This window comes from Paenibacillus lentimorbus NRRL B-30488 (assembly GCF_000411595.1).
GTDB classification, from domain to species: domain Bacteria; phylum Bacillota; class Bacilli; order Bacillales; family Bacillaceae; genus Bacillus; species Bacillus velezensis.
In genome coordinates, this window is sequence record NZ_ANAT01000024.1 from 1 (window position 1) to 25,634 (window position 25,634).

The 25,634-nt window shown below is 44.9% G+C and carries 26 protein-coding genes and 8 pseudogenes; 22 read left to right on the forward strand and 12 right to left on the reverse strand.

Going from position 1 to position 25,634, the window contains the following annotated elements; translation table 11 throughout:
- Positions 1–334 precede the first annotated feature (334 nt).
- Positions 335–604 (reverse strand): hypothetical protein, encoded by a 270-nt coding sequence (locus D368_RS13400; protein WP_128574890.1) that lies wholly within the window; start codon positions 602–604, stop codon positions 335–337.
- 338 nt (positions 605–942) lie between these two features.
- On the opposite strand from D368_RS13400, the gene D368_RS13405 reads away from it, so the two are divergent.
- On the forward strand, positions 943–1,509 hold the full coding sequence (locus D368_RS13405) for a cysteine hydrolase family protein (RefSeq protein ID WP_101562191.1): 567 nt from the start codon (positions 943–945) through the stop codon (positions 1,507–1,509).
- Positions 1,510–1,713: 204 nt separating this feature from the next.
- Here the strand turns inward: D368_RS13405 and D368_RS13410 are convergent.
- Together D368_RS13410 and D368_RS13415 are read right to left on the reverse strand one after the other, a co-directional pair.
- A pseudogene (locus tag D368_RS13410) lies at positions 1,714–2,296 on the reverse strand (DUF421 domain-containing protein).
- 344 nt (positions 2,297–2,640) lie between these two features.
- The gene (locus tag D368_RS13415) at positions 2,641–2,904 is read right to left on the reverse strand and encodes a hypothetical protein (protein ID WP_031378986.1); all 264 of its coding nucleotides are present in this window, start codon (positions 2,902–2,904) and stop codon (positions 2,641–2,643) included.
- 222 nt (positions 2,905–3,126) lie between these two features.
- Here D368_RS13415 and D368_RS13420 point away from each other — a divergent pair, with 222 nt between their 5' ends.
- Positions 3,127–3,435 carry an MGMT family protein gene (locus D368_RS13420; protein WP_014305272.1) on the forward strand — a complete coding sequence of 103 codons (309 nt, stop codon included), beginning with the start codon at positions 3,127–3,129 and terminating at the stop codon, positions 3,433–3,435.
- Positions 3,436–3,464: 29 nt separating this feature from the next.
- Here the strand turns inward: D368_RS13420 and D368_RS13425 are convergent, their stop codons facing one another.
- Positions 3,465–4,073 carry a GNAT family N-acetyltransferase gene (locus D368_RS13425; protein WP_128574879.1) on the reverse strand — a complete coding sequence of 203 codons (609 nt, stop codon included), beginning with the start codon at positions 4,071–4,073 and terminating at the stop codon, positions 3,465–3,467.
- A 165-nt stretch (positions 4,074–4,238) separates the two neighbouring features.
- Between D368_RS13425 and D368_RS13430 the strand changes: the two genes are divergently transcribed.
- The 7 genes and pseudogenes from D368_RS13430 to D368_RS13460 all read left to right on the forward strand — a co-directional run bounded on the left by D368_RS13430 (position 4,239) and on the right by D368_RS13460 (position 11,304).
- Positions 4,239–5,339, forward strand: a complete 1,101-nt coding sequence (locus D368_RS13430) for a type III polyketide synthase (RefSeq protein WP_101562189.1) — start codon at positions 4,239–4,241, stop codon at positions 5,337–5,339.
- Positions 5,339–5,845, forward strand: a complete 507-nt coding sequence (locus tag D368_RS13435; RefSeq protein ID WP_031378989.1) for an isoprenylcysteine carboxyl methyltransferase family protein — start codon at positions 5,339–5,341, stop codon at positions 5,843–5,845. The genes D368_RS13430 and D368_RS13435 overlap by 1 nt, the downstream gene beginning before the upstream one ends.
- A 72-nt stretch (positions 5,846–5,917) precedes the next feature.
- The gene (gene fbpC / locus D368_RS13440) at positions 5,918–6,013 is read left to right on the forward strand and encodes a Fur-regulated basic protein FbpC (RefSeq protein ID WP_025284905.1); all 96 of its coding nucleotides are present in this window, start codon (positions 5,918–5,920) and stop codon (positions 6,011–6,013) included.
- Between the two features lie 184 nt (positions 6,014–6,197).
- Positions 6,198–9,777 (forward strand): annotated as a pseudogene (gene dynA / locus D368_RS13445) (dynamin GTPase).
- 67 nt (positions 9,778–9,844) lie between these two features.
- On the forward strand, positions 9,845–10,102 hold the full coding sequence (locus D368_RS13450) for a YpbS family protein (RefSeq protein WP_102422242.1): 258 nt from the start codon (positions 9,845–9,847) through the stop codon (positions 10,100–10,102).
- A 76-nt stretch (positions 10,103–10,178) separates the two neighbouring features.
- Positions 10,179–10,321 (forward strand): annotated as a pseudogene (locus D368_RS13455) (hypothetical protein).
- Between the two features lie 95 nt (positions 10,322–10,416).
- Positions 10,417–11,304, forward strand: coding sequence for a 5'-3' exonuclease (locus tag D368_RS13460; protein WP_031378991.1), 888 nt, complete (start codon positions 10,417–10,419; stop codon positions 11,302–11,304).
- Positions 11,305–11,309: 5 nt separating this feature from the next.
- Here the strand turns inward: D368_RS13460 and sspL are convergent, their stop codons facing one another.
- The 3 genes and pseudogenes from sspL to D368_RS13475 form a co-directional block, all read right to left on the reverse strand.
- Positions 11,310–11,438 carry a small, acid-soluble spore protein L gene (sspL, locus tag D368_RS13465; RefSeq protein WP_003153575.1) on the reverse strand — a complete coding sequence of 43 codons (129 nt, stop codon included), beginning with the start codon at positions 11,436–11,438 and terminating at the stop codon, positions 11,310–11,312.
- A gap of 51 nt (positions 11,439–11,489) precedes the next feature.
- Positions 11,490–11,882, reverse strand: coding sequence for a reverse transcriptase-like protein (locus tag D368_RS13470; protein ID WP_031378992.1), 393 nt, complete (start codon positions 11,880–11,882; stop codon positions 11,490–11,492).
- Positions 11,883–11,888: 6 nt separating this feature from the next.
- A pseudogene (locus D368_RS13475) lies at positions 11,889–12,568 on the reverse strand (queuosine precursor transporter).
- 81 nt (positions 12,569–12,649) lie between these two features.
- Between D368_RS13475 and D368_RS13480 the strand changes: the two are divergent.
- Both D368_RS13480 and D368_RS13485 read left to right on the forward strand, forming a co-directional pair.
- The gene (locus D368_RS13480) at positions 12,650–13,321 is read left to right on the forward strand and encodes a ribonuclease H family protein (RefSeq protein ID WP_014418166.1); all 672 of its coding nucleotides are present in this window, start codon (positions 12,650–12,652) and stop codon (positions 13,319–13,321) included.
- A 16-nt stretch (positions 13,322–13,337) separates the two neighbouring features.
- Positions 13,338–13,505, forward strand: coding sequence for a zinc-finger domain-containing protein (locus D368_RS13485; protein WP_486129262.1), 168 nt, complete (start codon positions 13,338–13,340; stop codon positions 13,503–13,505).
- A gap of 26 nt (positions 13,506–13,531) precedes the next feature.
- Here D368_RS13485 and D368_RS13490 read toward each other — a convergent pair whose 3' ends face one another.
- On the reverse strand, positions 13,532–13,789 hold the full coding sequence (locus D368_RS13490) for a DUF2564 family protein (RefSeq protein ID WP_007409519.1): 258 nt from the start codon (positions 13,787–13,789) through the stop codon (positions 13,532–13,534).
- A 161-nt stretch (positions 13,790–13,950) separates the two neighbouring features.
- Between D368_RS13490 and D368_RS13495 the strand changes: the two genes are divergently transcribed.
- Positions 13,951–14,133 (forward strand): hypothetical protein, encoded by a 183-nt coding sequence (locus tag D368_RS13495; RefSeq protein ID WP_012117812.1) that lies wholly within the window; start codon positions 13,951–13,953, stop codon positions 14,131–14,133.
- Between the two features lie 51 nt (positions 14,134–14,184).
- Here D368_RS13495 and cspD read toward each other — a convergent pair whose 3' ends face one another.
- The 4 genes and pseudogenes from cspD to metA form a co-directional block, all read right to left on the reverse strand.
- The gene (cspD, locus tag D368_RS13500; protein WP_003153604.1) at positions 14,185–14,385 is read right to left on the reverse strand and encodes a cold-shock protein CspD; all 201 of its coding nucleotides are present in this window, start codon (positions 14,383–14,385) and stop codon (positions 14,185–14,187) included.
- A gap of 15 nt (positions 14,386–14,400) precedes the next feature.
- Positions 14,401–14,511 (reverse strand): annotated as a pseudogene (locus tag D368_RS20215) (hypothetical protein); the annotation flags it as partial.
- Positions 14,512–14,604: 93 nt separating this feature from the next.
- Positions 14,605–15,747 carry a diglucosyl diacylglycerol synthase gene (locus D368_RS13505; RefSeq protein WP_007409520.1) on the reverse strand — a complete coding sequence of 381 codons (1,143 nt, stop codon included), beginning with the start codon at positions 15,745–15,747 and terminating at the stop codon, positions 14,605–14,607.
- 224 nt (positions 15,748–15,971) lie between these two features.
- Complete coding sequence (metA, locus tag D368_RS13510; RefSeq protein ID WP_003153608.1) at positions 15,972–16,877, reverse strand: homoserine O-acetyltransferase MetA; 906 nt, start codon at positions 16,875–16,877, stop codon at positions 15,972–15,974.
- Positions 16,878–17,160: 283 nt separating this feature from the next.
- On the opposite strand from metA, the gene D368_RS13515 reads away from it, so the two are divergent.
- The 10 genes and pseudogenes from D368_RS13515 (at position 17,161) to D368_RS13560 (ending at position 25,609) form a co-directional block, all read left to right on the forward strand.
- On the forward strand, positions 17,161–17,643 hold the full coding sequence (locus tag D368_RS13515; RefSeq protein ID WP_128574880.1) for a glutathione peroxidase: 483 nt from the start codon (positions 17,161–17,163) through the stop codon (positions 17,641–17,643).
- 11 nt (positions 17,644–17,654) lie between these two features.
- Positions 17,655–18,263 (forward strand): HD domain-containing protein, encoded by a 609-nt coding sequence (locus D368_RS13520; protein ID WP_071391713.1) that lies wholly within the window; start codon positions 17,655–17,657, stop codon positions 18,261–18,263.
- Positions 18,264–18,331: 68 nt separating this feature from the next.
- A pseudogene (locus D368_RS13525) lies at positions 18,332–19,453 on the forward strand (conserved virulence factor C family protein); the annotation flags it as partial.
- 268 nt (positions 19,454–19,721) lie between these two features.
- Positions 19,722–21,398, forward strand: a complete 1,677-nt coding sequence (gene ilvD, locus D368_RS13530) for a dihydroxy-acid dehydratase (RefSeq protein ID WP_007409524.1) — start codon at positions 19,722–19,724, stop codon at positions 21,396–21,398.
- 81 nt (positions 21,399–21,479) lie between these two features.
- Complete coding sequence (locus D368_RS13535) at positions 21,480–21,914, forward strand: BrxA/BrxB family bacilliredoxin (protein ID WP_003153619.1); 435 nt, start codon at positions 21,480–21,482, stop codon at positions 21,912–21,914.
- Between the two features lie 39 nt (positions 21,915–21,953).
- On the forward strand, positions 21,954–22,724 hold the full coding sequence (locus D368_RS13540; RefSeq protein WP_031378997.1) for a class I SAM-dependent methyltransferase: 771 nt from the start codon (positions 21,954–21,956) through the stop codon (positions 22,722–22,724).
- Between the two features lie 262 nt (positions 22,725–22,986).
- Positions 22,987–23,595 (forward strand): YpjP family protein, encoded by a 609-nt coding sequence (locus D368_RS13545; protein WP_031378998.1) that lies wholly within the window; start codon positions 22,987–22,989, stop codon positions 23,593–23,595.
- Positions 23,596–23,693: 98 nt separating this feature from the next.
- Positions 23,694–24,487 (forward strand): annotated as a pseudogene (locus tag D368_RS13550) (thymidylate synthase).
- Positions 24,484–24,970: pseudogene (locus tag D368_RS13555) on the forward strand (dihydrofolate reductase). The pseudogenes D368_RS13550 and D368_RS13555 overlap by 4 nt, the downstream one beginning before the upstream one ends.
- A gap of 15 nt (positions 24,971–24,985) precedes the next feature.
- On the forward strand, positions 24,986–25,609 hold the full coding sequence (locus D368_RS13560) for a lysophospholipid acyltransferase family protein (protein WP_015417675.1): 624 nt from the start codon (positions 24,986–24,988) through the stop codon (positions 25,607–25,609).
- Positions 25,610–25,634: the final 25 nt, after the last annotated feature.

The following is a 25,634-nucleotide window of genomic DNA, read 5'->3' on the forward strand; positions in this document are numbered from 1 at the left end:
GTTTTCTGAACTTTTTTGTGAGGCATCCTCTTTTTTATTAGGTTTCATTGTTTGAAAAGAAACAAATTGAGTGATGCGGCATCCGCCTTATTTCGCCGAAAAACCGTCCCGAACTATATGTACGTGAACATATGACTAAATGTAAGAAAAAAAGGAGAATGGGGGATTATATCATAAACGAATATCATTGTTCGGACGGTGATGACACGAAACTGGCTTAGACATGCAATGAAATGCCTGATGCCGAAATGAAACTGCAGGATGGGCACTGAGGGGGAGTGTCTTGTGCACCGATCCTTACAAAAGAGAGTAAAAGAAGGGAAAGCCCCTTCTTCTAATTAATCCATCCTTCAAAAGTTGCGCGATAGAACCCTTCGATTATCTCTACTTTCTTAAGGTAATAAGTAACACCATTTTTAACAGTTGTATTTGGGATATCCCATCTATGAAGGTAATCCATTGTAAAAGAATCTTTGGTCGCTTGTGTCGAAAATTTTGTTTGAGTTGAGTCGCTATTTGTATTGCCAGGGCTGGATGCAAAAGCAGGGGAAGCGGAAACGAGTAAAGCGAGAGACAAGGCAGAACCAGTTAAAACTTTTTTAATTTCATTTTAAACACTCCTTTGTTTTTGATACACTTGTATTATTACATGAAATACAAAAATAACCAAGGGGTTTTTGTTAATATTTTGTGAGCGTAGCGTGAATTTTGTTAGGGGAGTGGATGGCAAAAGGGATACTGATAAGTATATAGAGAAAAAGAGTTGATTATTGCTGGCCTCTGGTGAGCTGCAGCCTTTGAGTGAGTGTTTGCTTTAGCTATTCCAGCGCTTTTCCCACGGGAAAGGTGTGATATGAAATTTAAAACTGAAACAATTGTACAAAAGTAAAAACTTTATTTAAAATGTTATAAATACTAATTTTCAATATAGGAGGTTATCTGGTGGCAGAAAAGAAAAAAGCTTTAATCATTGTGGATGTACAAAAAGCTTTCGATGATAAAAAATGGGGAGAACGAAATAACGTAAAAGCGGAAGAAAACATTAGTAAAATACTGAAATTATGGAGAGAAAAAGGATGGACAGTTATATACATACAACATATTTCTGATAAACCTGGTTCTTTATTTTATCCAAAAAATGAGGGGGTTGCTATAAAGGAAATCGTTAAACCTATGGATAAAGAAGTCATTATAACCAAGAAAGTAAACAGCAGCTTTATCGGGACTAATCTAGAAGAGATTTTAAAATCAAATGATATAACAACTGTCGTAATAACTGGTTTGACTACGCCCCATTGTGTTTCAACAACTACAAGAATGAGCGGTAATTTAGGATTTGATACCTACCTGATTTCAGATGCAACAGCAGCCTTCGGGATGAGAGACCAAAATGATACATATTATGATGCAGAGACTATTCACAATATATCTCTGGCTACGTTGCATGATGAATTTGCCACAATATTAACGACTGATCAATTAATCAATGATTTTATAAAAACAAACTGATTAACATTATGGCTAAGGCCGACGGTGGGTATAGGCGGCTGAAAAGCATATTCGGGCGCATACAAGGACCTCGTCGGAAAAAAGGCATCTGCTTCAGATGCTTTTTTGTTTCTTGTAAAACGGGTTTGTAAAAAATGATCGGCACGGTTAACGGTCTGATTCGGCTTCGGTTTTGAATAACAAAAGGCTTTACTAATCAGCGAATTATTCAAGATTTTTTGGCTTGTGCTGAGTCTGGTGTCTTTTGATTTCCTCGAATAGATTGGCTTGATCATCTTTTTGTGGCTGAGGCTCTTTGTTAAGACATTTTGGGTCGGTCACATTTTTAAGATCTTTGATGGTTAAAGGCTTACAGTCATCTTTTAATTCCTAGCTAATTGTCCATTAGCTTCTAAAGTGGCATATTTAATTGTGTTTATTTTTGAAATGCCAAGAAGCCTTAAACGCATTTCGAGTTGATCTGCTGTCAGTCTCAGCTTCTTTAAGTTTTCTATATTGAGTTGGCCGTCTTCTATAACGAATTTAGATTTTCCGGTTAAAAAAATTCAATCCAGTTTACTTTTACTTGAAACCATTCCATCAAAATCAAAGCACTAAAAAGGATAGACGCAGCGATTAATGTTTTCAATAAACTAGTTTCTAAAATGGGATGAACGATAATCGTACCGATTGAAATCATCACCATTGTCTGTGCGATGGTCATTTGTGCAATGGATTTTCTCCCTGAAATTCTCAGTAAAATCATTCCGAATGCAATTATAATTAATTCTTCCCAAGCAAATCTCATGTTATCACCCTGGATGGTGTTTTATCAAAAATAAAAGAGCAAGTAAGAGGTTTCTTAACGTTAGCTGGGGAACTCAGGCGTCGATAAAATGTTCCGGATTGATAGAGTTGAGACTCGGCTTTTGGATAGACACGCGGGAGAGAATTTTAGATTATGTGTTTTTGCGTCTAAAAGCAGAAAACAGTACGACTGATAATGATCATCGGGTGAAATGAAATTACGCACCTAGGTGCTATATGCTGGATCAATTATAAAAGGCAGTGAAACTAAAAAAGGGGCAAAGCCCCCTTATATTAGCAGCTTTTAGTTGTTACTTAAGACAATCATTCCGCCGTCATGAAAAATCAGCTTTTGTAGACGGCTGTCCAAGTGCCATCAGCACCATGGAAGGTGATGTTGTCTAAATAATAGGTGATTCCATTCTGGTAAATTGAAGTAGGATAATCAGGGCCAGAACCATTAAGTATGAACGTCGCCAAAGCAGATACTTCCTTCGTTTTGCTTTCTGCAGAAGGTGTATCAGCAGGACCTGCGGCAAAAGCAGGGGCGGCAGAACAGAGTAAAGCGAGTGATAGGGCTGAGCCGGCTAAAGCTTTTTTCATTTTCATTGCAAACACTCCTTTTCTTTTTTTAATACAATTGTATTATTACATATTATGTTAAACATGTACATACCTATCTTTGTTAATTTTTTGTGAACAAACAGATAATCTATTTAAACGCAGAGATGTAATAAGTATGATGATGAAGCAATTATCATCTATAAAAATAAGATCAGGAAGTGGCTGATTTTCTCGAAAATCATCTGCTCTTGCGAAATGAGGAGTTACATGACATTTACGGAACGGGCGGTAGCCATTATCAAACAGATTCCTGAAGGAAAAGTGATGACGTACGGTCAAATTGCCGGTCTTGCGGGAAGTCCGCGGGGAGCAAGGCAGGTTGTGCGGATTCTTCACTCCATGAGTAAAAAGCATCGTCTTCCTTGGCACAGGGTCATCAATGCAAAGGGTGAAATCGGATTAAGAGATGAAGAGATGTTTTCTGTACAGAAGCTGTCTCTTGAAGCTGAGGGGGTAGCGGTCACGTCAGACGGACGGATCGATCTCAATTTATACGTCCATGATCCGAATATGTAAAAAACCTGCCGTATATATCGGCAGGTTTTTCAGTTATATGCTGCGAGCCGGCCAGAAAGGTTTTGCCGGATATAAGGCCATTCCTCCCGAAGGATGGAGTAGTAGGCGGTATCTCTGAGGCCGCCGTCGACAGCCGGAATATGCGCGCGGCGGATTCCTTCAAATTGGGCACCGATCCGCAAAATCGCAGTTCGTGAGCGCTGGTTGCGAACATCGGTTTTCAGCGTCACCCTGACAGCTTGCCACGCATCAAACGCATGGGTCAGCAACAGAAGTTTACATTCCGTATTGACACCGGTCCGCTGTACGGCAGAGGCATACCATGTGCTGCCGATCTCACACACTTCCGGGGCTGCATCCGCCGGCCGCGTAAACACTTCCGCATCCATAAACCGCGTGCTTCCGACGATTCGCTCTGTTTCAAGACTCCGTACTGCAAATGGCAATACAAGTCCTTTTTCATAATCGGAAAGCGCACGTTCAATATAACGCTTTGTTGCTTCGATTCCGTCAGGAACATGGGTGTAAGCGTAAGTCGTCCTATTTTCTGAAGCAGCTTCACAAAGTGCCTGAGAGTGATCAATCGTCATCGGCTCTAACTGAACGAGTGACCCTTTAAGAATGACGGGTTTCAGCATGCTTATCACAACCTTTTTTTATGAATGGGTCAAGTATAGTCGAACGGTTTATCATTCAAAAGGGCCAATTTTAAATTAAAATGGCATGTCAGTGAAATCCTCGATTCAAACTTATGCATACATTCAGGAAAAAAGCGGAAACCTTTATGTGAAGAGGTGATGGGCATGGCATATGTGTTGTCGGTCGGAACGAGCATTCCGAAGTATCATGTCTCGCAAGAAACGGCGGCGGATTTTGCGAGAGGGATGTTTGCCGATTCATTTAAGGATATTGATCGGCTGTTAAAAGCCTTTCAAAACGGCGAAATTGAATCAAGGCAGTTTGTCCGGCCGATTGAATGGTATAAAACGGCGCGGGGTTTTTCAGAAAAGAACCGGCTGTATACGGAAGAAACCGTTAAGCATAGTGCGGATGCGGCGCTTGATTGTTTAACAAACCCGGATTGTTTAACAAATCCCTTCCCATATGAAAAAGTGGATGCGATCTTTTTTATTTCCAGCACCGGGCTTTCGACACCCAGCATTGAAGCGAAAGTGATGAATCAGCTGCCGTTTTCTGCGAAAACAAAACGGATACCGATCTGGGGCTTAGGATGCGCGGGCGGAGCGGCCGGCCTGTCCAGGGCGTACGAATACTGCCGCGCATATCCTGAAGCATACGTGCTTGTCATCGCGGCTGAACTCTGCAGCTTAACGTTTCAGCCGAACGACAAGTCAAAAAGCAACTTGATCGGAACTTCCCTGTTTGCGGACGGAATTGCCGCAGTACTAATCGGAGGGGAAAAGGCGAACCGAAACGACGTCAAACAGCCGCTTCTTCCGCGGATATTTGCCACTCAATCGGTGATGATGCCGGATGCGGAAGATGTGATGGGCTGGGAATTCACCGACAGCGGTTTTCAAGTCATTTTTTCAAGAGATATTCCCACCCTGGTTTCACAGTGGCTGAAGGACAATGTTGATGAATTTTTATTAGAATATGGTGTCGGTCCTCACGACATTAAAACCTTTCTTGCCCATCCAGGCGGGAAAAAGGTCATTGACGCCTATTTAACGAGTCTTTCAATGGACACTGGTCAGCTTGCGGCATCTCGGAAGGTGCTGCAAAAACACGGGAACATGTCTTCCGCAACTATTTTTCATGTGATAAAAGAACAGTTGCTCCGCGGCCGGCAGAAAGAAAACGAAAAAGGGCTGATCGGCGCTCTCGGGCCGGGATTTTCGTCTGAGCTTTTGCTGTTCAGCTGGGAAAAGGGGGCTTCTTAATGTTTTGGCTGTTTATCATGCTGCTTGCGGCCCAGCGGATTGCGGAGATGATCGTGGCCCGGCGCAATGAACAGAAGGTGAAAAAGCAAGGCGCAGTCGAATACGGAGAAGGACATTATCCCTTTCTCGTCCTGATGCACGTGCTCTTCTTTGTCTCTCTTACAGCTGAGGTGGCGGCGTTTCAAAAAACGCTTTCTCCAAGGTGGGCCGCCATTATATGTATTATTTTATTTGTACAGGGGATCAGGTATTGGGCTTTATTATCATTAGGGCGGTATTGGAATACGAAAATTCTTGTCGTGCCGGATGCGGAGCTTGTCAGAAAGGGGCCGTACAGGTGGATGAAACACCCGAACTACATGGTCGTCATCTTAGAATTTATTTTTCTGCCGCTGTTATACGGAGCGTATTGGACACTGTTTCTCTTTTCGATTCTCAATGCCTGCATGCTCACTGTGAGGATTCGCGCCGAAGAGAAAGCGCTAGAAGAAAACACCGCAAAATAGAGATTGAAAATCATTCTCACTCATGATAAGATGTAAATATGAAAATGATTCTCATTCAAGGTGGTGCCGAAAATGACAATGTTATTTTTATTTGCAGCCGTTTGTACATACAGTGTTTTAATTGGTTTCGTATTGAAAAAAGTTTCGAATAAATCGATGTCTTCTTAAACATCTGCGGTTTTTAATGCCGCGGGTGTTTTTTCTTTATCAGCTGCCGATATCGGCGGCTTTTTTACGTTTCCTGAAGAAAAGTGGGCCATTCTTGTGTAAAATGGGGGAGAGGTTTTTTTTCAGAGCTTTCTAAAAAATGAAAACGTCATTTGATGCGACAGACACAAAGGGGTAAAGACACATGACAGAAGAAGAACGCCATAACAGGGAGATTTTCAGCAGAACGGGTGCCTTATACGCACAATTTTTAGATCATCAGGATGAAAAACGGGCCGATCAGCTCGCAGCCATTATGAAAAAAGCGGCTGATGAAGAGGTTTATATCGCGTTTACCGGGCATTATTCGGCCGGAAAGTCCTCTTTATTAAACACATTGCTCGGTGAAGACATACTGCCGACAAGCCCGATTCCCACAAGCGCCAACCTCGTTGTCATCCGGCACGGTGAAGATAAAGTCGTGCTACATACGACGGACGGGGCTTATGCAGAAATTAAAGGAAGTTACGATAAAAAACAAGTGCAGCAATTCTGTAAAGACGGTGAGCAAATTGAAACGGTGGAAGTCTATGCCGGCTTTAAGGAGTCAGAGCCTTATGCGGCCTACATTGACACACCGGGAATTGATTCGACGGACGAAGCGCATTTTTTATCTGCCGCTTCGGTTCTCCATCAGGCTGACGCTTTATTTTACGTCGTTCATTATAATCACGTTCATTCAGAAGAAAATATGCTGTTTCTCAGCTCCATCAAAGACCGTATTCCGAATTTGTTTCTGATCGTCAACCAAATTGACAGGCATGATGAAACCGAAACGAAGTTTGAAGAGTACCGCAGGCAGGTGGAAGATATGCTTGAAGGCGCGGGAATACCGAAAGAATCGCTTTTCTTTACGTCTGTCACTGAGCCTGACCATCCTTTAAACGGCATGGAACAGCTGAAAAAACATCTGCAGAAGCTGAAACAGCAGGCAAAAACAAATTTATGGTCCTTAACGGAGAGAAAAGTCGCACACTTAGTCAAAGAGCATACAGAGATGCTCGTAAAAGATGATAAAAACGGAAGCGGAGAGCAGTTTGACAAACAAGAAGCACTTGTCCGTTCTGTTGAAGATGAGCTTAAAAAAGCCGTTCAACAGGCTGAAACAGCAGAGAAAGACATCAGAAAAGACGTGCAGAACATATTGCAGAACGCTAATCTGACACCTTTTGAGATGAGGGAGCTTGCATCTGCTTATATTGAATCACAGCAGCCCTCATTTAAAACCGGATTATTCTTTTCAAAAGCGAAAACGGCTCAGGAGAAAGAGAGAAGGCATGCTGAATTTTTTGCCGATATTAAAAAAGAACGGAAGGGGAAGCGGATTGGCATATTATCGACACATTTACGAAAGCGGCCAAGCGGTATGAAGCGGATTCGGACGAACTGATCAAGAAAATCCAGGCGTACCGCACACCGCTTTCTGATGATATTACCGCTCAGGCCATTAAGCAGGGAGCGGCCTTTTCATCTGAATACGTATTAACTTATACGAAAGACCTCGCTGAGATGATCAGAAGGGAAGCCAAAAGACAAACAGCGGAACTCATTGAGGAGCTGACCGCTTATGTTCAGGCAAAAAACGAACCGCTCATTGACAACTTGAAAAACCGGCTCGAAAAAGAAAAGAAGATAAGGGATGAGCTCGCGCAATCGGCAAAAGAAGAACGCACTGCCTTGGAAAAAGCAGCCCGAGTCCGCGCTTTGTGGGAAGAAGAATTGACCTGTGATACGGGAAGCGGCGACTGGTATACGCGAAAAAACGCCTTGCAAAAGCGCCCGTCCAAATAGAGAAACCAAAAGAGACTGTACAGTATGAAGTAAACAAGCCCGAAAAAAATGCGATGAAGGAACTTCCTATAAAAGAGCAGACTGATCGGTTCTATGAGCTTGCCGGGATTCTTGAATCCTCGAGCATATTAGAAAAACAGGCAGAAGCCTTTCGAAGCAGGATTGAGCGGCTTGAAAACCGCCAGTTTACCTTGGCGTTATTCGGCGGATTCAGTTCCGGTAAATCATCATTTGCAAATGCGCTTGTCGGTGAATACGTGCTTCCGTCATCACCGACGCCCACAACGGCTACGATCAACAAAATAACGAAACCGCAAGACGGCAAACCGCATAAATCTGCGGAGATCGTTTTTAAAACGGAGGAGGAGCTGGACGCTGAAATGCTTCAGCTCACTGAGCTGAAAGACGCTGATGTAAAGGGACGTTCACTGAAAGAGAGATGGAATTATGCCATTAAAAAGGGAAAAGTTCCGGATGAACTTATCCCGGTGATTCAGACGATGCTGCAGGCGTTTGATACGTATGAAGAACAGATCCGTCAAAGGCTGACACTGACGGTGCCGGTTGAAGATTTAAAACCGTATGCAGCGGAAGAAAAAACGGCCTGCTGCGTAAAAGAAGTCACCGTGTATTATGATTCGCCTCTCACGCAAAAAGGCATCACCATTGTTGATACGCCGGGAGCAAGCAGTATAAACAAGCGCCATACGGAACTTGCCTTTCAATATATAAAAGATGCTGACGCGTTCTTTTATATGACGTACTATCAGCATTCTTTTTCAAAAGGAGACAGGTCTTTTCTGAAGAAACTCGGCCTCGTCAAAGAATCATTCGGCATGGATAAAATGTTTTTTGTCATTAACGCCGCAGATCTGGCCAAAACCGAAAGCGAGCTGGAAACCGTCAAAGACTATGTCCGCTCAGAACTCTCAAAAGAGGGAATTAACCGGCCGAAATTATATCATGTCTCAAGTAAAGAAGAGCTTGCGGGTAAAAAAGCAGCTTTTTATAACAGGTTCTCTGATGTAAGAACCGGGCTTGAGCACTTTATTGAGGAAGATGTAATGAGGGCAAGCTGCCACCAGCTGAAAACAGAGGCCGACAAATTGTGCGATATGGTGGAACAGCTTCACGAATCTCTTCACCAGTCGGCAGAAGAAAAAGAGAAAAAGAAACAGCGTCTGGAGTCTTCATATGAAAAAGCTCTCGCTGACATTTCAAAGCGCCGTACGTCTGAGGTCATCATTCGAAAAGTGATGAAAGATACGGAAGAGCAGCTCTATCACATTAAACATCGCCTGACGTTTTATGCGAATGATATGCTGAAAACCGCCTTCCATCCGGGTCTTCAAAACGGTTATTGGAAACAAAATATATCAGCGGCGCTGAATGAAGCGCTCAAGGAATTCCGTTTTGAATATATTCAAGAGCTGAAAACGCTCGATATCCGGATGACCGGTTTTATTGAGCGTCATATGACTGAGGAATGGATGGAAAACTGTCAGAAGAAGCTTATGGAAGACGGAGATTTCTCTATTTATGTGAGCGCCGAAAACGAATTTGCCGTTCAGCTGAAAGAGGTCGCTCCGGTCATTGACGTCTCGGCATTCACACATCACATAAAAGAAGTTAAATCGCCGAAGCAGTTTTTTGAACAGAACGGAAAAGCAGCGTTTGTGGAAGGGCTCAGGCTCAGCCTGCAAAAAGTGACAGAAAAGTGGCTTGAGCAGGAGAAAGAAAGCCTTTCAGAGCGATATACTGAGCAGGTGCGCCGTCTGCAAGAAGACATGGCGGATAAAAGCCTGTCCCAGATCCGCGAGCAGCGGGACACTTATTTACAAGGTCTTGCGGAAAATACGAGTGCAAGGGAAATTGAACACCTTTACGAAGCCGAAAAAGCATGGAAAAAGAAAGATGAAATGCTGAAAATTTAAAAATCCGGTTGGCGGGCAGATAACAGTCGTGGTAGACTAAAATGAAAAAAGCGAGATGAAACCTTTTATGTCAGAAGTCCATAAAGCAATTTCAGCACATTCCGCAAAACAGCATCAGCACGTCAAAACATTTGTACAGCTTGACTATGAGCGTGAACAGGCCATTGAAGAAGCCATTGTAAAATGCAGACAGAATGAACAGTTCACGACAGATGCCATTAATGGCATCACCGCAAAAATGAACCAGCTGGCGAAAAAGGGCATCGTGCCGCAAAGACGATTCGTAAGTGAAGAGATGGTGAAAGAATTCGTCAGCAGACAGTAATGGATGAACCTGCCGCGTGTGTCATCAGCGCTTGCTGTACATACTATCCGTATCTTCTCTAAAGGGGGATATGACCATGGGCAGAACAAAACTGGGAAACAGAAATGCTCAGCAGAATAACAATGCCAAAAAGAAAACGGCTTCGGACAGAAATTTGATTCTTATGCCGGCCGTGAAGCTGAAAAGCTGATGGCAAGCAATAAAAGACACGGTGAGTAACGTGACGGCAGCATCTTCCAAATGGGGGGATGCTGTTTTTTTACCGCCTTCTTTGGTAAAATAGGAACATTGAATAAAAAAAGGAGTTTCGATATATGAATAACAAATTACTGCTCGTTGACGGCATGGCGCTTTTGTTCCGCTCGTTTTTCGCGACGGCCGTTCATCGCAATTTTATGATAAATGAAAACGGAATCCCGACAAACGGCGTCAACGGTTTTTTAAAGCATCTCATCACAGCGGTTGATACGTTTCAGCCCACACATGTCGTCTGCTGCTGGGATATGGGAAGCAAAACGTACCGCAATGATTTGTTTCAAGATTATAAGGCCAACAGAAGCGAACCGCCGCTTGAGCTGATTCCGCAATTTGATTTAGCGAAAGAAGCAGCGCGAGAGCTCGGGTTTTTAAACATCGGCATAAAAGGCTATGAGGCGGATGACTGTATCGGTACGCTTTCTGCCCTATTTGCCGGGGAAGCGGAAATTACGATTGTAACGGGTGATAAAGATCTGCTTCAATTGCTGAATGAACAAGTTCAAGTAGCGCTGCTGCAAAAGGGTATCGGCAATTATAAGGTATATACAGATGAGATATTCAGAGAAGAAACGAGAGTTCCGCCAAAAGCGCTGATTGACATTAAGGCGCTGATGGGAGACACAAGCGATAACTATCCCGGCGTTAAAGGGATCGGGGAAAAAACGGCTTACAAGCTGATCCGTGAATACGAAAACATAGAACGGTTATTAGAAAGCCTCGCTCTCTTGCCGAAGGGCCAGCAAACGAAAATTCAGCAAAGCTTGAAAGAATTGGAGCTGTCAAGGCAGCTTGCTGAAATACATTGCGAGGTGCCGTTAGTCTGTACGCTTGAAGAAGCACTTTTTTCATTGAAGATGGAGGAAGCATCTTTAATGCTCAGACGCCATCAGATAAAAGGAATTGAAAGAATGCTCGAAAAGCTGAACGCCAGAGAGATCAGCTGATCCCTCTAGCGTTTTGTATTGCTTTTTTTTGCGTTGTTTTCAAGGGCTGATTTCGGGTCTTTATGCGCATTTCCTTCCATATTTCCCTGAGGATTCACGCCCCCGGTCAGCCGGCCTTTATTTTCTTTTCTCATAGCTGTTCACCTCATTTGTAGGATGAACAGTGAGACGCAATTTCATTCCGGTTATTTATTCAGCCGAATCGCTTTTTTTGCGAGCTGATCGGCTGTTTGGTTTTGTCTGCCGGGAATCCACTTAATAAAAAACAATGGAAACCCGGCCTTTAATCGGACGATTTCATCCACAAACGGCTGGAAAGCCTTGTTTTTAACCGCTTCAAGATCCGCGGCCCGCTCCACGATATCCGAATCCGTCCGGAATGACACGGACTCAAATCCGCGGGCGGCACACAGCTTCATTCCTTCAATTAAAGCGAGAAATTCAGCTTCCTGATTTGAATGGTCGCCGATCGGAATTGAGAAAGATTCTGTTTTCCCGTCATGTTTAATAAAAATACCGATACCGGACGGGCCCGGGTTTCCGGCACTTGCGCCGTCCACGTAAATTTCAGCGGGCATCATCCGTCACTCTCCCTTCGGTGTCATTCGTTTTGCCGCATACGCATAAGGGACAGAAATGAGTGATACCGCAAATTTAATCAGATAAGTCGAAATAAAGATGCTGAACCATACGCCCGCGGAATAAACACCGATAAAGGCCACGGCAGTGAAGATAAATGTATCCAGCAGCTGGCTGAGCGCCGTGCTTCCGCTGTTTCTGAGCCAGAGAAGCCTGTCTGAAGGAAAGATTCTCCGAATGGCTGAATATACATAAACATCTATCGTTTGGCTGAAAATAAAAGCCAAGAGGCTTCCGAGCGCAACACGCGGCAGAAAACCGAAAATCGTCTCAAGGGCAGGCTGCGCGATATCTGACGCAGCCGGTTTATATAAAAGAGCCCCCTGCATGGCGCATGTCAAAGCGAGCAAAGTGGAAAAGCCGAGCCAGACGGCTTTGCGCGCTTCCCGGGGACCGTATTTTCGTTCAGCACATCCGTTGCGAAGAAAACGGTGCCGTACATGATATTTCCCAGTGTTGCCGTGAGCCCGAACAGCTCAACTGTTTTGACAACCTGCAAGTTGGCGCACACCGTGGCGAAACCGATCCATACGAATAGGCCCATTTTGCCAAATCCTTTATAAAACAGAAGAACAATGATAAAATGAATGACCGCAAATAAGATCCATAACACATCGTTAAACAAAACCTGCTGACTTCCTTTCAATTTGAGAATGGTTTGATTATAGCATACGCCCGTCAACTAATGAATGGTAAGGTGATTTCAATGAATCTTAAGCCGTATATCGAAATAGAAGCAAAAGGAACAGGCCCCGTCGCGTTTTTTTCCGAAGATTGGCTGACCGTTCCGAAAGCGCGCATGCTTGCAAGAGAAGTCAGCCGCTTTCCTTATATAAAAGACATTTATTTTGAGGATGAAAAAGGCGCGAGCTGGACGCTTAAAGAATTAGAAAAGCTTACTGAAGAACTTGCGCACGAACCTGACGACATTACAGTGTATTTCGACGGCGGCTTTGACAAAACAAGCGGACGCGCCGGACTCGGAATTGTCGTGTATTATTCTCTCGGCGGCAAGCGGCACCGCATACGGAAAAACAAAAGCTTAACGCTTCAGACGAACAATGAGGCGGAATATGCCGCTTTGTACGAAGCGCTTAAGGAAGTGCAGGAACTTGGCGCAAGCAGAAATTCAATCACGATAAGAGGGGATTCCCTCGTCGTTTTACATCAGCTTGACGGCAGCTGGCCGTGTTATGATGAAACGCAAAACGAATGGCTGGATAAAATTGAAGCGCTGCTCGAATCCTTAAAGCTGACACCGACATATGAAGCCGTAAACAGAAAGGAAAATCAAGAAGCGGATGACCTTGCCAGAAAAATTCTCTCGGACCGGCAGATTGAAAGCCGCATAACATTAGAAGGTAACGGAGATGACTGATATTGGATAAAAAAGCATTTATAAAGAATTGACAGAGCTTCAGGATGAATATTGCAAAGACTGTTTCGTAAAAAAGCATTTCCGCAAAGAGTTTGGAAAAACGCACGCTCATTCTTTCTGCATCAACCAATGCACGGTGGGGGAGAAGCTGAAAGCCTACGGCAAGGTGCTGACAAATCAATAAAAAATAAAACCGCAGCTTCTGCGGTTTTATTTTTCGAATTCATCAAGCTGATGCTGGCAATCGTCGAGAAGCATTCGCTGCTTTTGCAAAAAATCCTGGTCGAGAGCTTGCAGTTCACTGGATTGTGACATCGTTCTGGCATCCTGAATCGCTTGGTAAGCAGATTCCACCAAAGTTGAATTTTGGCCCCGGGTAGCCGCTCCCGTTGTTTTCTGGGCAGTTTCCACTGCTAATTCAAGCTGGCGTTTATCCGTCAGTCCGTTTGGAAAAAATTCAGAGTCCATTAAAAAACACCTCCGCAAATAGTTTGGAGATTTTTTTTAGAAATATGTACGGAAAATAGAAAAAAATATAGAAAATAAGCCGATATAACTATTGAACCTGATTAATTAGGGCTTATTTACTATTATTCAGGGTATCTTGGGAGAGAAGGGAAAAACCAGCCGTGAATGATAAAGATTTAAAAACAATCCTTCAGCAGACATTTAAAGAAATATACGGTGATTTGGGAAGTTTAGCGGAAATGGCAAAAAAAGGAATGCCGTCAATGGAGAAACAAATTGAAGAAATCGAGCAGCGCTGCAAGCAGAATCTTGTCGCCATTGAGATTCAGACGGCAATCAAATAGGAGAGGCATACGCCTCTCCTCTATTTGTCATCTGATCAACATGTATTGAGTTTAGAGTTTTACAACATTAGAAGCTTGAGGTCCACGATTACCTTCGACAATTTCAAAAGAAACTTCTTGTCCTTCTTCTAATGATTTGTATCCTTCTCCTTCGATAGCAGTGAAGTGAACAAATACGTCGTCTCCGCCTTCAACTTCGATGAAGCCGAATCCTTTTTCGTTATTGAACCATTTTACTTTACCGTTTTGCATATTGCTTAATTCCTCCTAGTACTGTAGCACCTTCGTGCTAAAAAAATTTTGTCATCATCCAACCGTACGTATGTAAACGTTGTTAAATGATGGTTCAACTATACACCATATGGGAGCGGGCGTCAAGCGGCCGCTCCCTATTTTTTATCTTTATTTTTCCAGTAACAAAGCTTAACCGGAAAAAACAAAAAGCACACGAATCGTTCGTGTGCTTTTCTTTTACGATAATGCCATATCCGCCTTCCCGGCCATCATTTCAGATTCTTTTATAATGTCCTGCAAAATGACTTCAGAAGAGTTGGGGAGGTGAAGGCTTTTAATATTGTCCTTCATCCGGTTCAGCTTCTCCTCATCCGCAAGAAGGGAGGTGACAGACTCTAAAATTTCTTCGTGGCGGTTGACCACGACAGCCGCACCGCGATCTTCAAAGAAAATGGCGTTTTCTTTTTCCTGTCCGGGAACCGGTTTGTACAAAATAACGGGTACTCCAATCGCCGTCGCTTCCGTCAGTGTGATGCCGCCTGGTTTTGTGATCATGCAGTCCGTAATACGGAACAGCTCGTCAATTCTTTCTACATAGCCCAGCACTTTCAGCCGGTCGGCATTGTCACCTTCCAAGCTGCTGAGGGATTCTTTCAGCGAGCTGTTTTTGCCGCATACCACCACAACCTGCACCTGATCGTCATGAACGAGATTTTCGCACAGTTCTTTTACGTTTTTCAGCACACCATGCGCTCCCGCCATAATAAGAAGAACTTTTTTGTCGGGAGAGAGATTGTATTTTTTATAAATCGGCTCTTTCGGCATCGATTCCTCGAATTGAGGCCTGATGGGAATGCCCGTGATCTTTACGTTGTTCGGGTGAGTGCCGATTTCAATCAGTTTTTCCTTCACGTAATCTGTGGCGACATAATATTTATCAACATTTTCATGAACCCAGATTTTGTGAAGGCAGAAATCGGTCATAACGTTGAACGTCGGGATCACTTTTCCGGTTCTCCGTCTGTATTCCGGTACGACAATCATCGGAAATGTATTGATAATAATGTCCGGCTTATGCTCTTCGACGAGCTGGCCTAAACGTTTATTTCCCATTTTAAAATAAATATTGAATTTGCGTTTATTATAGATTTTGTCAACTCCGTAATAAAACAAACGATAAAACTGTTTCCCGATTGAGAAGCTTTTTAAATAAAGGTATTGAGTAACCTCTGAAACAATCGGATTTGACTCTTGATACAAATTGGAAACCGTCACATCTAAGCCGAGACGCAGACATTGTTCGTAGAGCGTTTTGGCCACTTGAACATGCCCGTTTCCGTAATTTGCAGTCAAAATTAATACTTTTTTATTGGTATTCAAGTAAATTCACCTCAATGTAATCAACAACAAGCAAGCTTCATGCATCGTAAGGAGTTATTGTCTATAGATAAACATAACACAAGTGCATCATTTTATAATAAGCGCGGCAACATATTTAAACTAAATTTAATTGATATGTTCCATTATTTTAAAGTTTTGTTATACGCATACTGAATCAAGAGTATTTTATCATATTTTTGTCACCGTATCACTCAAAACAAAAATTAATCCCATTCATACGGGGTTTCCTGATATACGTAATAATTCAGCCAATTCATAAACAATAACGTTGCATGAGCTTTCCAGCGGTTAACAGGTTCTTTCCCGCCGGGCGCAAAATAGTGCTTAGGAGCTTCTACGTTTGAAAGATTTCTCTCTATGTCTCTCTCATACTCCTGAAGCAGCGTATCGGTATCATATTCCGGATGACCCGTTAAGAAAATCTGTTTTTCGTCTTTTGAAACGATTAAACAGACCCCCGCTTCCTCTGAAACGCTGAGCACATCCAGATCCGAAGCCGATTGCAGCTGCTCTGTATTAATATCTGTATGCCGTGAGTGGGGCACATAGTATAGCTCGTCAAATCCTCTTACCAATCTCTCATGTTTTTTAAGAACGGTATGCTCAAACACACCGAAGATTTTTTTCGGCAGCTCCACTTTCTCAATGCCGTAATGATAGTATAAACCGGCTTGAGCGCCCCAGCAGATATGGAGTGTTGAAGTGACGTTCGTTTTGCTCCATTCCATGATTTCCTTCAATTCTTCCCAGTAAGAAACATCTTCAAACGGCAGGTGCTCAATCGGAGCCCCGGTAATAATCATTCCGTCAAACCGTTTGTGGCGGATGCTGGAAAAATCCGTATAAAATTCATCTAGATGCTGCCTTGCCGTATTTTTTGGAGTATGTGTGCTCGGAATTAAGAACGTAAAGTGAACTTGTAAAGGTGAATTCCCAAGCATCCTGAGGAGCTGGGTTTCCGTTTGGATTTTTTTCGGCATCAGATTTAAAATCACGATCTTCTGCGGCCGGATATCCTGATGAAAAGCCCGGCTTTCATCCATTACAAAGATGTGTTCACTTTCAAGCACCTGCTTAGCGGGCAGGTGATTTGGTATATTAATAGGCAACATGCCACCTCCGTTATTCCCCGTTAATTTTCTTCATTATAGAAATTTTTAAGCCATTTTTCAATCCATCCTGGCGTAATAAACCGCATTTAACGCATAATGACAGGGATAAAAGCGGTAAATGGACATAAATTCGGAGCGGCTCTTTATTATGACGGGTAAAGAGCCGTTTGGTTCCTCGAAAAATACGTTTTCCGTTAAGTGGAAGGAAAAAGCGGTTACCGTTTGTTTTGCAGTGTAAAACAGGTAAAATAAATGAAGAATGTAAAAAGGAGGGCCGCAGATGACAATTTACGATATAAACGTACGGACCATAACAGGCGAAGACATGACGCTATCGGCTTACAGAGGCAAGGTGATGATCATTGTGAATACAGCAAGCAAATGCGGGTTTACATCCCAGCTCAAGCAGCTTCAGGAGCTCTATGATACATATCGGGAGGAAGGTCTTGAAATATTGGGATTTCCCTGCAACCAATTCCTGAACCAAGAACCTGGAAACGAAGCGGAAATTCAAGAGTTCTGTGTGAAAAACTACGGAGTCACATTCCCGATGTTTGCGAAAGTTGATGTCAATGGAGCAGACGCTCATCCTCTCTTCACATATCTGACGGAGCAGGCGAAGGGGATGCTCGGCACAAAAGCGGTCAAATGGAATTTCACTAAGTTTATCGTGGACCGAAACGGTGAAGTCACCGGGCGTTTTTCACCGAACGTCAACCCAAAAGAGCTTGAAGATACGGTGCAGAGGCTTTTGGCCCGATAAGAGGTGATACGGTGAACGAAAAAGAGCAGCTGGAAAGCGTCAGGAATTGGGTCAGAGAAAAGCTTATCAATGAACGTACGGGCCATGACTGGCTTCATATTTCCCGGGTCGCAGCACTTTCTGTTTATATGGCAAAAGAAGAAGGCGCCGACTTATTTATCACTGAGACGGCCGCGCTGGTTCATGATCTGATTGACGCCAAGCTCGAAAAAAGCGAAAGGCTGACGGCAGGCGAAGTGACAGAACGGCTGGCTGCTTTCAACATTGCGGCTGGCTCCATTGAGGAGATCGCGGATATCATCACGAGAATGTCATTCAGACACAGGGAACTGCTGATAAAGCGGCCGCTTTCATTGGAGGGGAAAGTTGTTCAGGATGCAGACATGCTTGATGCGATCGGCGCAGCGGGCATCGGCAGGGCTTTTATGTTTGCCGGCGCGAAGGGTCACCCGATGTACGGAACTCAAACAAGTGTGCTGGCCCATATAGAGGATAAATTAATCAAGCTTAAAGGCTTAATGAATACAAAAGCGGGAGCCGGTTTAGCAGAGGAGCGGCATCAATTTCTTTTGCAGTTCGCCGCCCGTATCCAAAAAGAGGCCGGCATCGGCAAAAGCTAAGCGGCGCAATAGAACGCTTGTGCCGACTATGTTAGAATAAGTGTCAGATTGCGCATAGGAGGACCAATATGAAGATTAAATCAATAGAACCGACGCCGAGTCCGAACACGATGAAAGTGATTTTGACTGAAGAGCTTCCGGCAGGGAAAAGCAACAATTACAAGCCCGATCAGGCAGATGATGCTCCGGCCGTCGTACGTGATATTTTAAACATTGAAGGAGTAAAGGGCGTTTATCACGTTGCCGATTTCCTGGCTGTGGAGAGAAACGCCCGTTTTGACTGGAAGGACATTCTGCCTCAGGTCCGTTCCGCTTTCGGAATGGAACATACGGAGCAGTCTGAGAGCCGTTCTGAACAGGAATCGTTCGGTGAAGTGAAGGTTTTCGTACAAATGTTCAGCGGAATCCCGATGCAGGTCAAATTGACGGACGGCGAACGTGAAGAGCGCTTCGGCCTTCCGGAACGTTTCCAAGAAGCCATCTTAAAGCTGCGTTCCGAAGCTTCAAATGTTGTATTTGAGCGGGCTTGGAAAGAACAAGGCGTGCGCTTCGGGGATTTTACCGAAATCGGACACGATGTCACAGAAGAGCTTCAGGCCGCCTACAGTGATGAGCGGCTCAAACGCCTGACAGAAGCAGCCGTACAGCAAAAGGGTGAGGCCAAACCGGCAGTGCAGCGGAAAGCTTATAAAGTGACTTTGGAAATGCTCGATGATGAAGACTGGAAACAGCGCTATGCCCATCTTGAGCAAATGGATCCGGATGAAGACGATTTACCAGTATTGGAAAAGGCACTGCATGATCCGAAGACTTCGATCAGAAGACAAGCCGTCGTTTATTTGGGAATGATCGAAAAGCCGTCTGTGCTTCCGCTGTTATACAAAGCGCTTGAAGACAAAACGGTGACGGTCAGAAGGACGGCGGGTGACTGTCTGTCGGATCTCGGCGATGCGAGCGCCATCCCGGCAATGATAAAATCGCTCAGTGACTCAAGCAAGCTCGTGCGCTGGCGCGCGGCCATGTTTTTATATGAAGTCGGCGATGAAAGCGCGCTGGAAGCATTAAAAGCGGCGGAAGACGATCCGGAATTCGAAGTCAGCCTGCAAGTCAAAATGGCGATTGAACGGATTGAGCACGGAGAAGAGGCGAAAGGTTCAGTCTGGAAACAGATGACTGAAAGCAGAAAAAAGAACAGTTATAACAAAAAGGTGCGCCATGCACCTTTTTTATTTGAATTCACTTTTTATAAAAATTATTTAGAATATTGTTGAAAAATCATTCAAAACTCTATATAGTAAGTACAATATTAATTGTTGGAGGGTTTTTATCGAAATACAGAAAGAATAGAAAAGCGAGACAGGGCAAAGACACTGTAAACAGGTAATTTGCAGAACGCGCCCTAGAATAAACTGAAAATTTTAAAATAATGCACAGTCTAAAAACAGTAGGGGGATCACCATGGCAGAATTACGCAGCAACATGATCACACAGGGAATTGACAGAGCGCCGCACCGCAGCCTTCTTCGCGCTGCCGGCGTAAAAGAAGAAGACTTCGGCAAGCCGTTTATCGCGGTCTGTAATTCATACATCGATATCGTTCCCGGGCATGTTCACCTGCAGGAATTTGGAAAAATCGTAAAAGAAGCAATCAGGGAAGCGGGCGGTGTGCCTTTTGAATTTAATACGATCGGAGTAGATGACGGAATCGCGATGGGACATATCGGCATGAGATATTCGCTGCCGAGCCGTGAAATCATTGCCGATTCAGTTGAAACGGTCGTCTCGGCGCACTGGTTTGACGGAATGGTCTGCATTCCGAACTGCGACAAAATTACGCCGGGAATGCTGATGGCGGCTATGCGGATTAATATTCCGACCATTTTTGTCAGCGGGGGGCCGATGGCAGCCGGCCGTACAAGCGATGGCCGCAAAATTTCGCTTTCTTCAGTATTTGAAGGCGTCGGCGCATATCAAGCCGGGAAAATCGGTGAAAGCGACCTGCAGGAGCTGGAACAGTTCGGCTGTCCGACGTGCGGATCTTGTTCAGGCATGTTTACGGCAAACTCCATGAACTGTCTGTCTGAAGCGCTCGGTCTGGCGCTTCCGGGAAACGGAACAATTCTGGCAACTTCACCGGAGAGAAGAGAGTTTGTGAGAAAATCAGCGGCCCAATTGATGGAGACCATCAAAAAAGACATTAAGCCGCGTGATATTGTCACCGAAAAAGCGATTGACAACGCGTTTGCGTTAGACATGGCTCTCGGCGGCTCAACCAACACAGTGCTGCATACGCTTGCGCTTGCCAATGAAGCTGGGGTTGAGTACTCTTTAGAACGCATTAACGAAGTGGCTGAACGAGTGCCTCACTTATCGAAATTGGCGCCGGCCTCGGACGTCTTCATTGAAGATCTGCACGAAGCGGGCGGAGTCTCGGCGGCCCTTAATGAATTGGCGAAAAAAGAAGGGGCGCTTCATCTTGACGCGCTGACTGTAACAGGCCGCACACTCGGAGAAACAATTGCGGGTCATGAAGTAAAGGATTATGACGTGATTCATCCGCTTGACAATCCGTTTACCGAAAAAGGCGGTTTGGCCGTCCTGTTTGGGAATCTGGCTCCGGACGGCGCCATTATCAAAACAGGCGGCGTACAGGACGGGATTACAAGACATGAAGGTCCCGCTGTCGTCTTTGATTCTCAGGATGCCGCGCTTGAAGGCATTATAAACCGCAAAGTAAAAGAAGGAGATGTTGTCATTATCCGTTATGAAGGGCCAAAGGGCGGACCGGGCATGCCGGAGATGCTTGCTCCGACGTCTCAGATTGTCGGAATGGGGCTTGGCCCGAAAGTGGCGCTTATTACAGACGGCCGTTTTTCAGGAGCGTCCCGGGGTCTTTCAATCGGGCACGTATCACCTGAAGCGGCTGAAGGCGGCCCGCTCGCATTCGTAGAAAACGGCGACCATGTCATCGTTGACATAGAAAAACGGATTTTGGACGTACAAGTGCCTGAAGAAGAATGGGAAAAACGCAAGGCCGAATGGAAAGGCTTCGAGCCGAAAGTAAAAACAGGATATCTAGCCCGGTATTCCAAACTCGTAACAAGCGCCAATACAGGCGGAATCATGAAAATATAAAACAGAGGCCTGAACAATTGAATTCCGGCCCCCTCTATAGTATCCTTGACTTCATATAAGGATTTTAGAGGGGGCTTTTTTATGTCAATGGCTTATGAAGAATATATGCGCCAGCTGGTCGTGCCGATGCGCCGTGAGCTGACGGGTGCGGGTTTTCAGGAATTAACGACTGCTGAAGAAGTAGAAAGCTTTATGGAACAGGCAGAGGGAACGACATTGGTCGTTGTCAACTCCGTGTGCGGCTGTGCTGCAGGTCTCGCCCGTCCGGCTGCGACTCAGGCTGTTTTACAGCATGAAAAAGCGCCTGATCATACGGTTACCGTATTTGCCGGTCAAGATAAAGACGCAACTGCAAAAATGCGTGAATATTTTACGGGGCAGGAACCTTCCTCGCCATCAATGGCACTGTTAAAAGGGAAAGAGGTCGTTCATTTTATTCCCCGCCACGAAATCGAAGGGCATGACATGGAGGAAATTATGAAAAATCTGACGGATGCCTTCGATGCGCACTGCTGAAATGCCCGAATTCCGGGCATTTTCTTTTTGGAGAAAAAGATGATTACAACGAGTTACAGACCAAGCGAATATACGATACACACAGCGCAGTCACTCAGTGTCAGGCTGGGTGACACTTACTGCAGCCGCAATAAACAGCCCATTGAAAAAATGCTGGAACGAGCCGCTAGCGATCTTTTAGTCATCGGAAAGGAACGGTTCGAACTTTACACGAAGCAAGGGGAGAAGTTCTTTTTTCACCCGAATACAGCGATGTTCCGCGCAAAGCGGTTTTTGAGAGGGGAAGCCGAGCCGTTGTTAAAAGCAGCCGGATTACGCGAGGGGGATTCCTTTTTAGATTGTACGCTCGGCCTGGCATCCGATGCGATTTTGGCAAGTCTGGCAGTCGGAAAAAGCGGACAAGTCATCGGCCTGGAGAAAAACAAGCTTGTCTCATTGCTTGTAGAAACAGGACTTCAAACGTGGGAAACCGGAATGGAGCCGCTCCAAACCGCCATGAAACGCATTCAGGTTAAACATGCCGACTGCGCCGATTATTTGCGGGAGCTTCCTGATTCATCGGTGGATGTCATTTATTTTGACCCGATGTTTCACGAACCTGTTGAAACGTCAGACGGCATTGCACCGCTCCGCGCGCTGGCAGAAGAGGGTTTTAACGAAGAGTGCATCACGCAAGCCGTCCGGGCGGCGAAAAAATGCGTAGTGCTTAAAGACCATTGGAAAAGCCCGCGGTTTGAACGACACGGCTTCAAGGTGCTGAAAAGAAAGACGGCGCTTTTCCACTTCGGTGTCATCCATGTAAGCTCATGATATCATGGGCTTCTTTTTCGTTAATCAGTGATTTCCATAACGACAAAATAAAGCAGCGTGAGAAGTGATACAGTCGCAAATAAAGCGTTAATCATCTCATCCCCTCCTTTTTCTCCTTCTTATTGTAAGCGGTTTATCCGCTCGGTCACAGTTACCAATTTCCCATATTGCATGATAATACGCTGCCGGGCATGACGCCGTGCTTTAATCTATGCTAAAATAAAGGAAAAGAGGACAATAAAACAGAGGGGAACAATCTATCATGAAATTGTGGATGAAAAAGACCCTTGTGGTTCTGTTTACCATTGTAACGTTCGGACTCGTGTCTCCTCCGGCTGCTTTGATGACAGACAAGCCTTCAGGACAGTCGAGCAGTCTTGAGCAGAATGATTACACCGCTTTTTATGATGAACACGCCCTGCCGGGAGAAGCGAAGGCAGGGCGGGAGCCTGAATTACTGTTTCAATCGTATCAGCAGCAGCTTCTCGGTGATGCTGAAAATCAATCATTTTTAAAATTCGGCAGCAAAATCTCTCCGGTCATTGAAGATGATTACAGAAGTGAAATTCTGCCGAAAATCGAAGATGTGATCACAGGACATTTAGCCAAGTTTCAAGATGATGAAGCGTATCAGGATGTGGTTATTTCCAGTAAACCGTCGGCCGGAAAAACCGAAAAAATTTTTCATGTGTATAACAGGCTGACAGGTGAAGATCTTTTAAGGTTCCACGTCCGCCGGGATCATCCTCCGCAAGACGGCTACTGGTTTAATTTTCATTACCATACCGCTGAAGACGGATTTCAATCACATCATGAGCTCGGCAGCATTTACTGGGACCGCAATACGCCGCCTGACTGGATGAGCGTGTAATAGCGAGAAGAAATAAAAAAATCATTTCTGAGAAATTTTGCAGAAATGATTTTTTATTGTGTTACACTACTAAAAGACTACTTTAAAAGGATGAAAAAATGAAACAATATAAAGATTTGTGCCGTCATGTGTTAGAAAACGGAGAAAAAAAGGAGACCGTACGGGAACGGGTACGATCAGCACGTTCGGCTACCAAATGCGGTTTAACCTTCAGGAAGGTTTCCCGATGCTTACGACGAAAAAGCTCCATTTTAAATCCATCGCGCATGAGCTGCTTTGGTTTTTAAAAGGAGATACGAATGTCCGCTACCTTCAGGAAAACGGAGTCCGCATCTGGAACGAATGGGCGGATGAAAACGGAGAACTCGGACCGGTTTACGGCTCTCAATGGCGTTCGTGGCGCGGAGCGGACGGCGAGACCATTGATCAAATCTCCCGGCTGATTCATGACATCAAGACAAACCCGAATTCCAGACGTTTAATCGTCAGCGCTTGGAATGTCGGCGAAATTGATCATATGGCGCTTCCGCCTTGCCACTGCCTGTTTCAGTTTTATGTCGCGGACGGAAAACTGTCGTGTCAGCTTTATCAGCGCTCAGCGGATGTCTTTCTCGGCGTGCCGTTTAATATTGCGTCTTATGCGCTTTTAACAATGATGATCGCGCATGTGACGGGGCTTGAACCGGGTGAGTTTGTTCATACATTCGGAGACGTCCACATTTACCAAAACCATGTGGAGCAGGTGAATTTGCAGCTGACAAGGGATGTCCGTCCGCTGCCGAAACTGCGGTTTGCGCGAAATGTTGATTCTATTTTTGATTTTACGTTTGAAGACTTTATCATTGAGGATTATGACCCGCATCCGCACATAAAAGGAGCTGTCAGCGTATGATTTCGTTTATTTTTGCGATGGATGAAAACCGGCTGATCGGAAAAGATAACGATCTGCCTTGGCACCTTCCCGATGATCTCGCGTATTTCAAAAAAGTGACGACGGGTCACACCATTGTAATGGGGCGGAAAACGTTTGAATCAATCGGACGCCCGCTTCCGAACCGGCGTAACATCGTTGTAACCTCACGGGACGAATCTTCATTCCCGGGCTGTATTGCCGCCCACTCGGCTGAGGAAGTGCTCAAGCTGATCCCGGCGGATGAAGAATGCTTTGTAATCGGCGGCGCCCAGCTGTACAGTGCGCTCTTTCCTTATGCGGACAGACTCTACATGACAAAAATTCACCATGTCTTTGAAGGAGACCGTTTTTTTTCCGGAATTTAATGAAGCTGAATGGGAATTGACCTCCCGCAAACAGGGAGTAAAAAATGAAAAAAATCCTTACGATTATGAGTACCTTGTATACGAGAAAAAGAATTAAGCAGGGGGACAAGAATTGATTCGTTACGGCTGCCTTGTGATGTACGTTGTATTTATGTTCATGAAAAATATTCAGGAATATATCAATCAAAAAGAGCTTGACCCGCGGCTTTCTTTTCAAAAACAGATGAGGCTGGTGTATGAGCGGCCGAAAGCCTTTATGAGAGGCTGTATTGACGTCTCGGGATCGACAATCGGCATTCATCATGATCAGCCGATCCCGGACGGCCCCGTATTGTATGTGCATCCCAAATTGCGCCCGGCTGATCTTCTGCTGCTCGCGGGACATCTTGAAGAGCCGGCTGGTTTTATCGCTGGCGAGAAAGCTTTCCGGATGCCGTTTCTCGGAAATTGGCTGCGTCTGATGGGTGTCATTTGTGGCGGAGACAGCCGGGATGCAGTGCTTCAGGAGGCGGAAGTCCGTCTGCAAAAAGGGCAAAGTCTGATTCTGTCCGAAGACGGCAAAATCAATCCGGAGGAACTGGCCCTACGTTTCGATCTCCCGATTGTGCCCGTCAGCACTTCGGGAACAGACCGGCTGCTGCGGGGCAGATTACTGAAACGGCTGAAACCGGCTGACATTGAATTACATATAAAGCCCGCTTATTATCCGGCCGGTCAGAAACGGCTCCGTGCATAAAAAAAGCACAGTCTCTATACGAGAG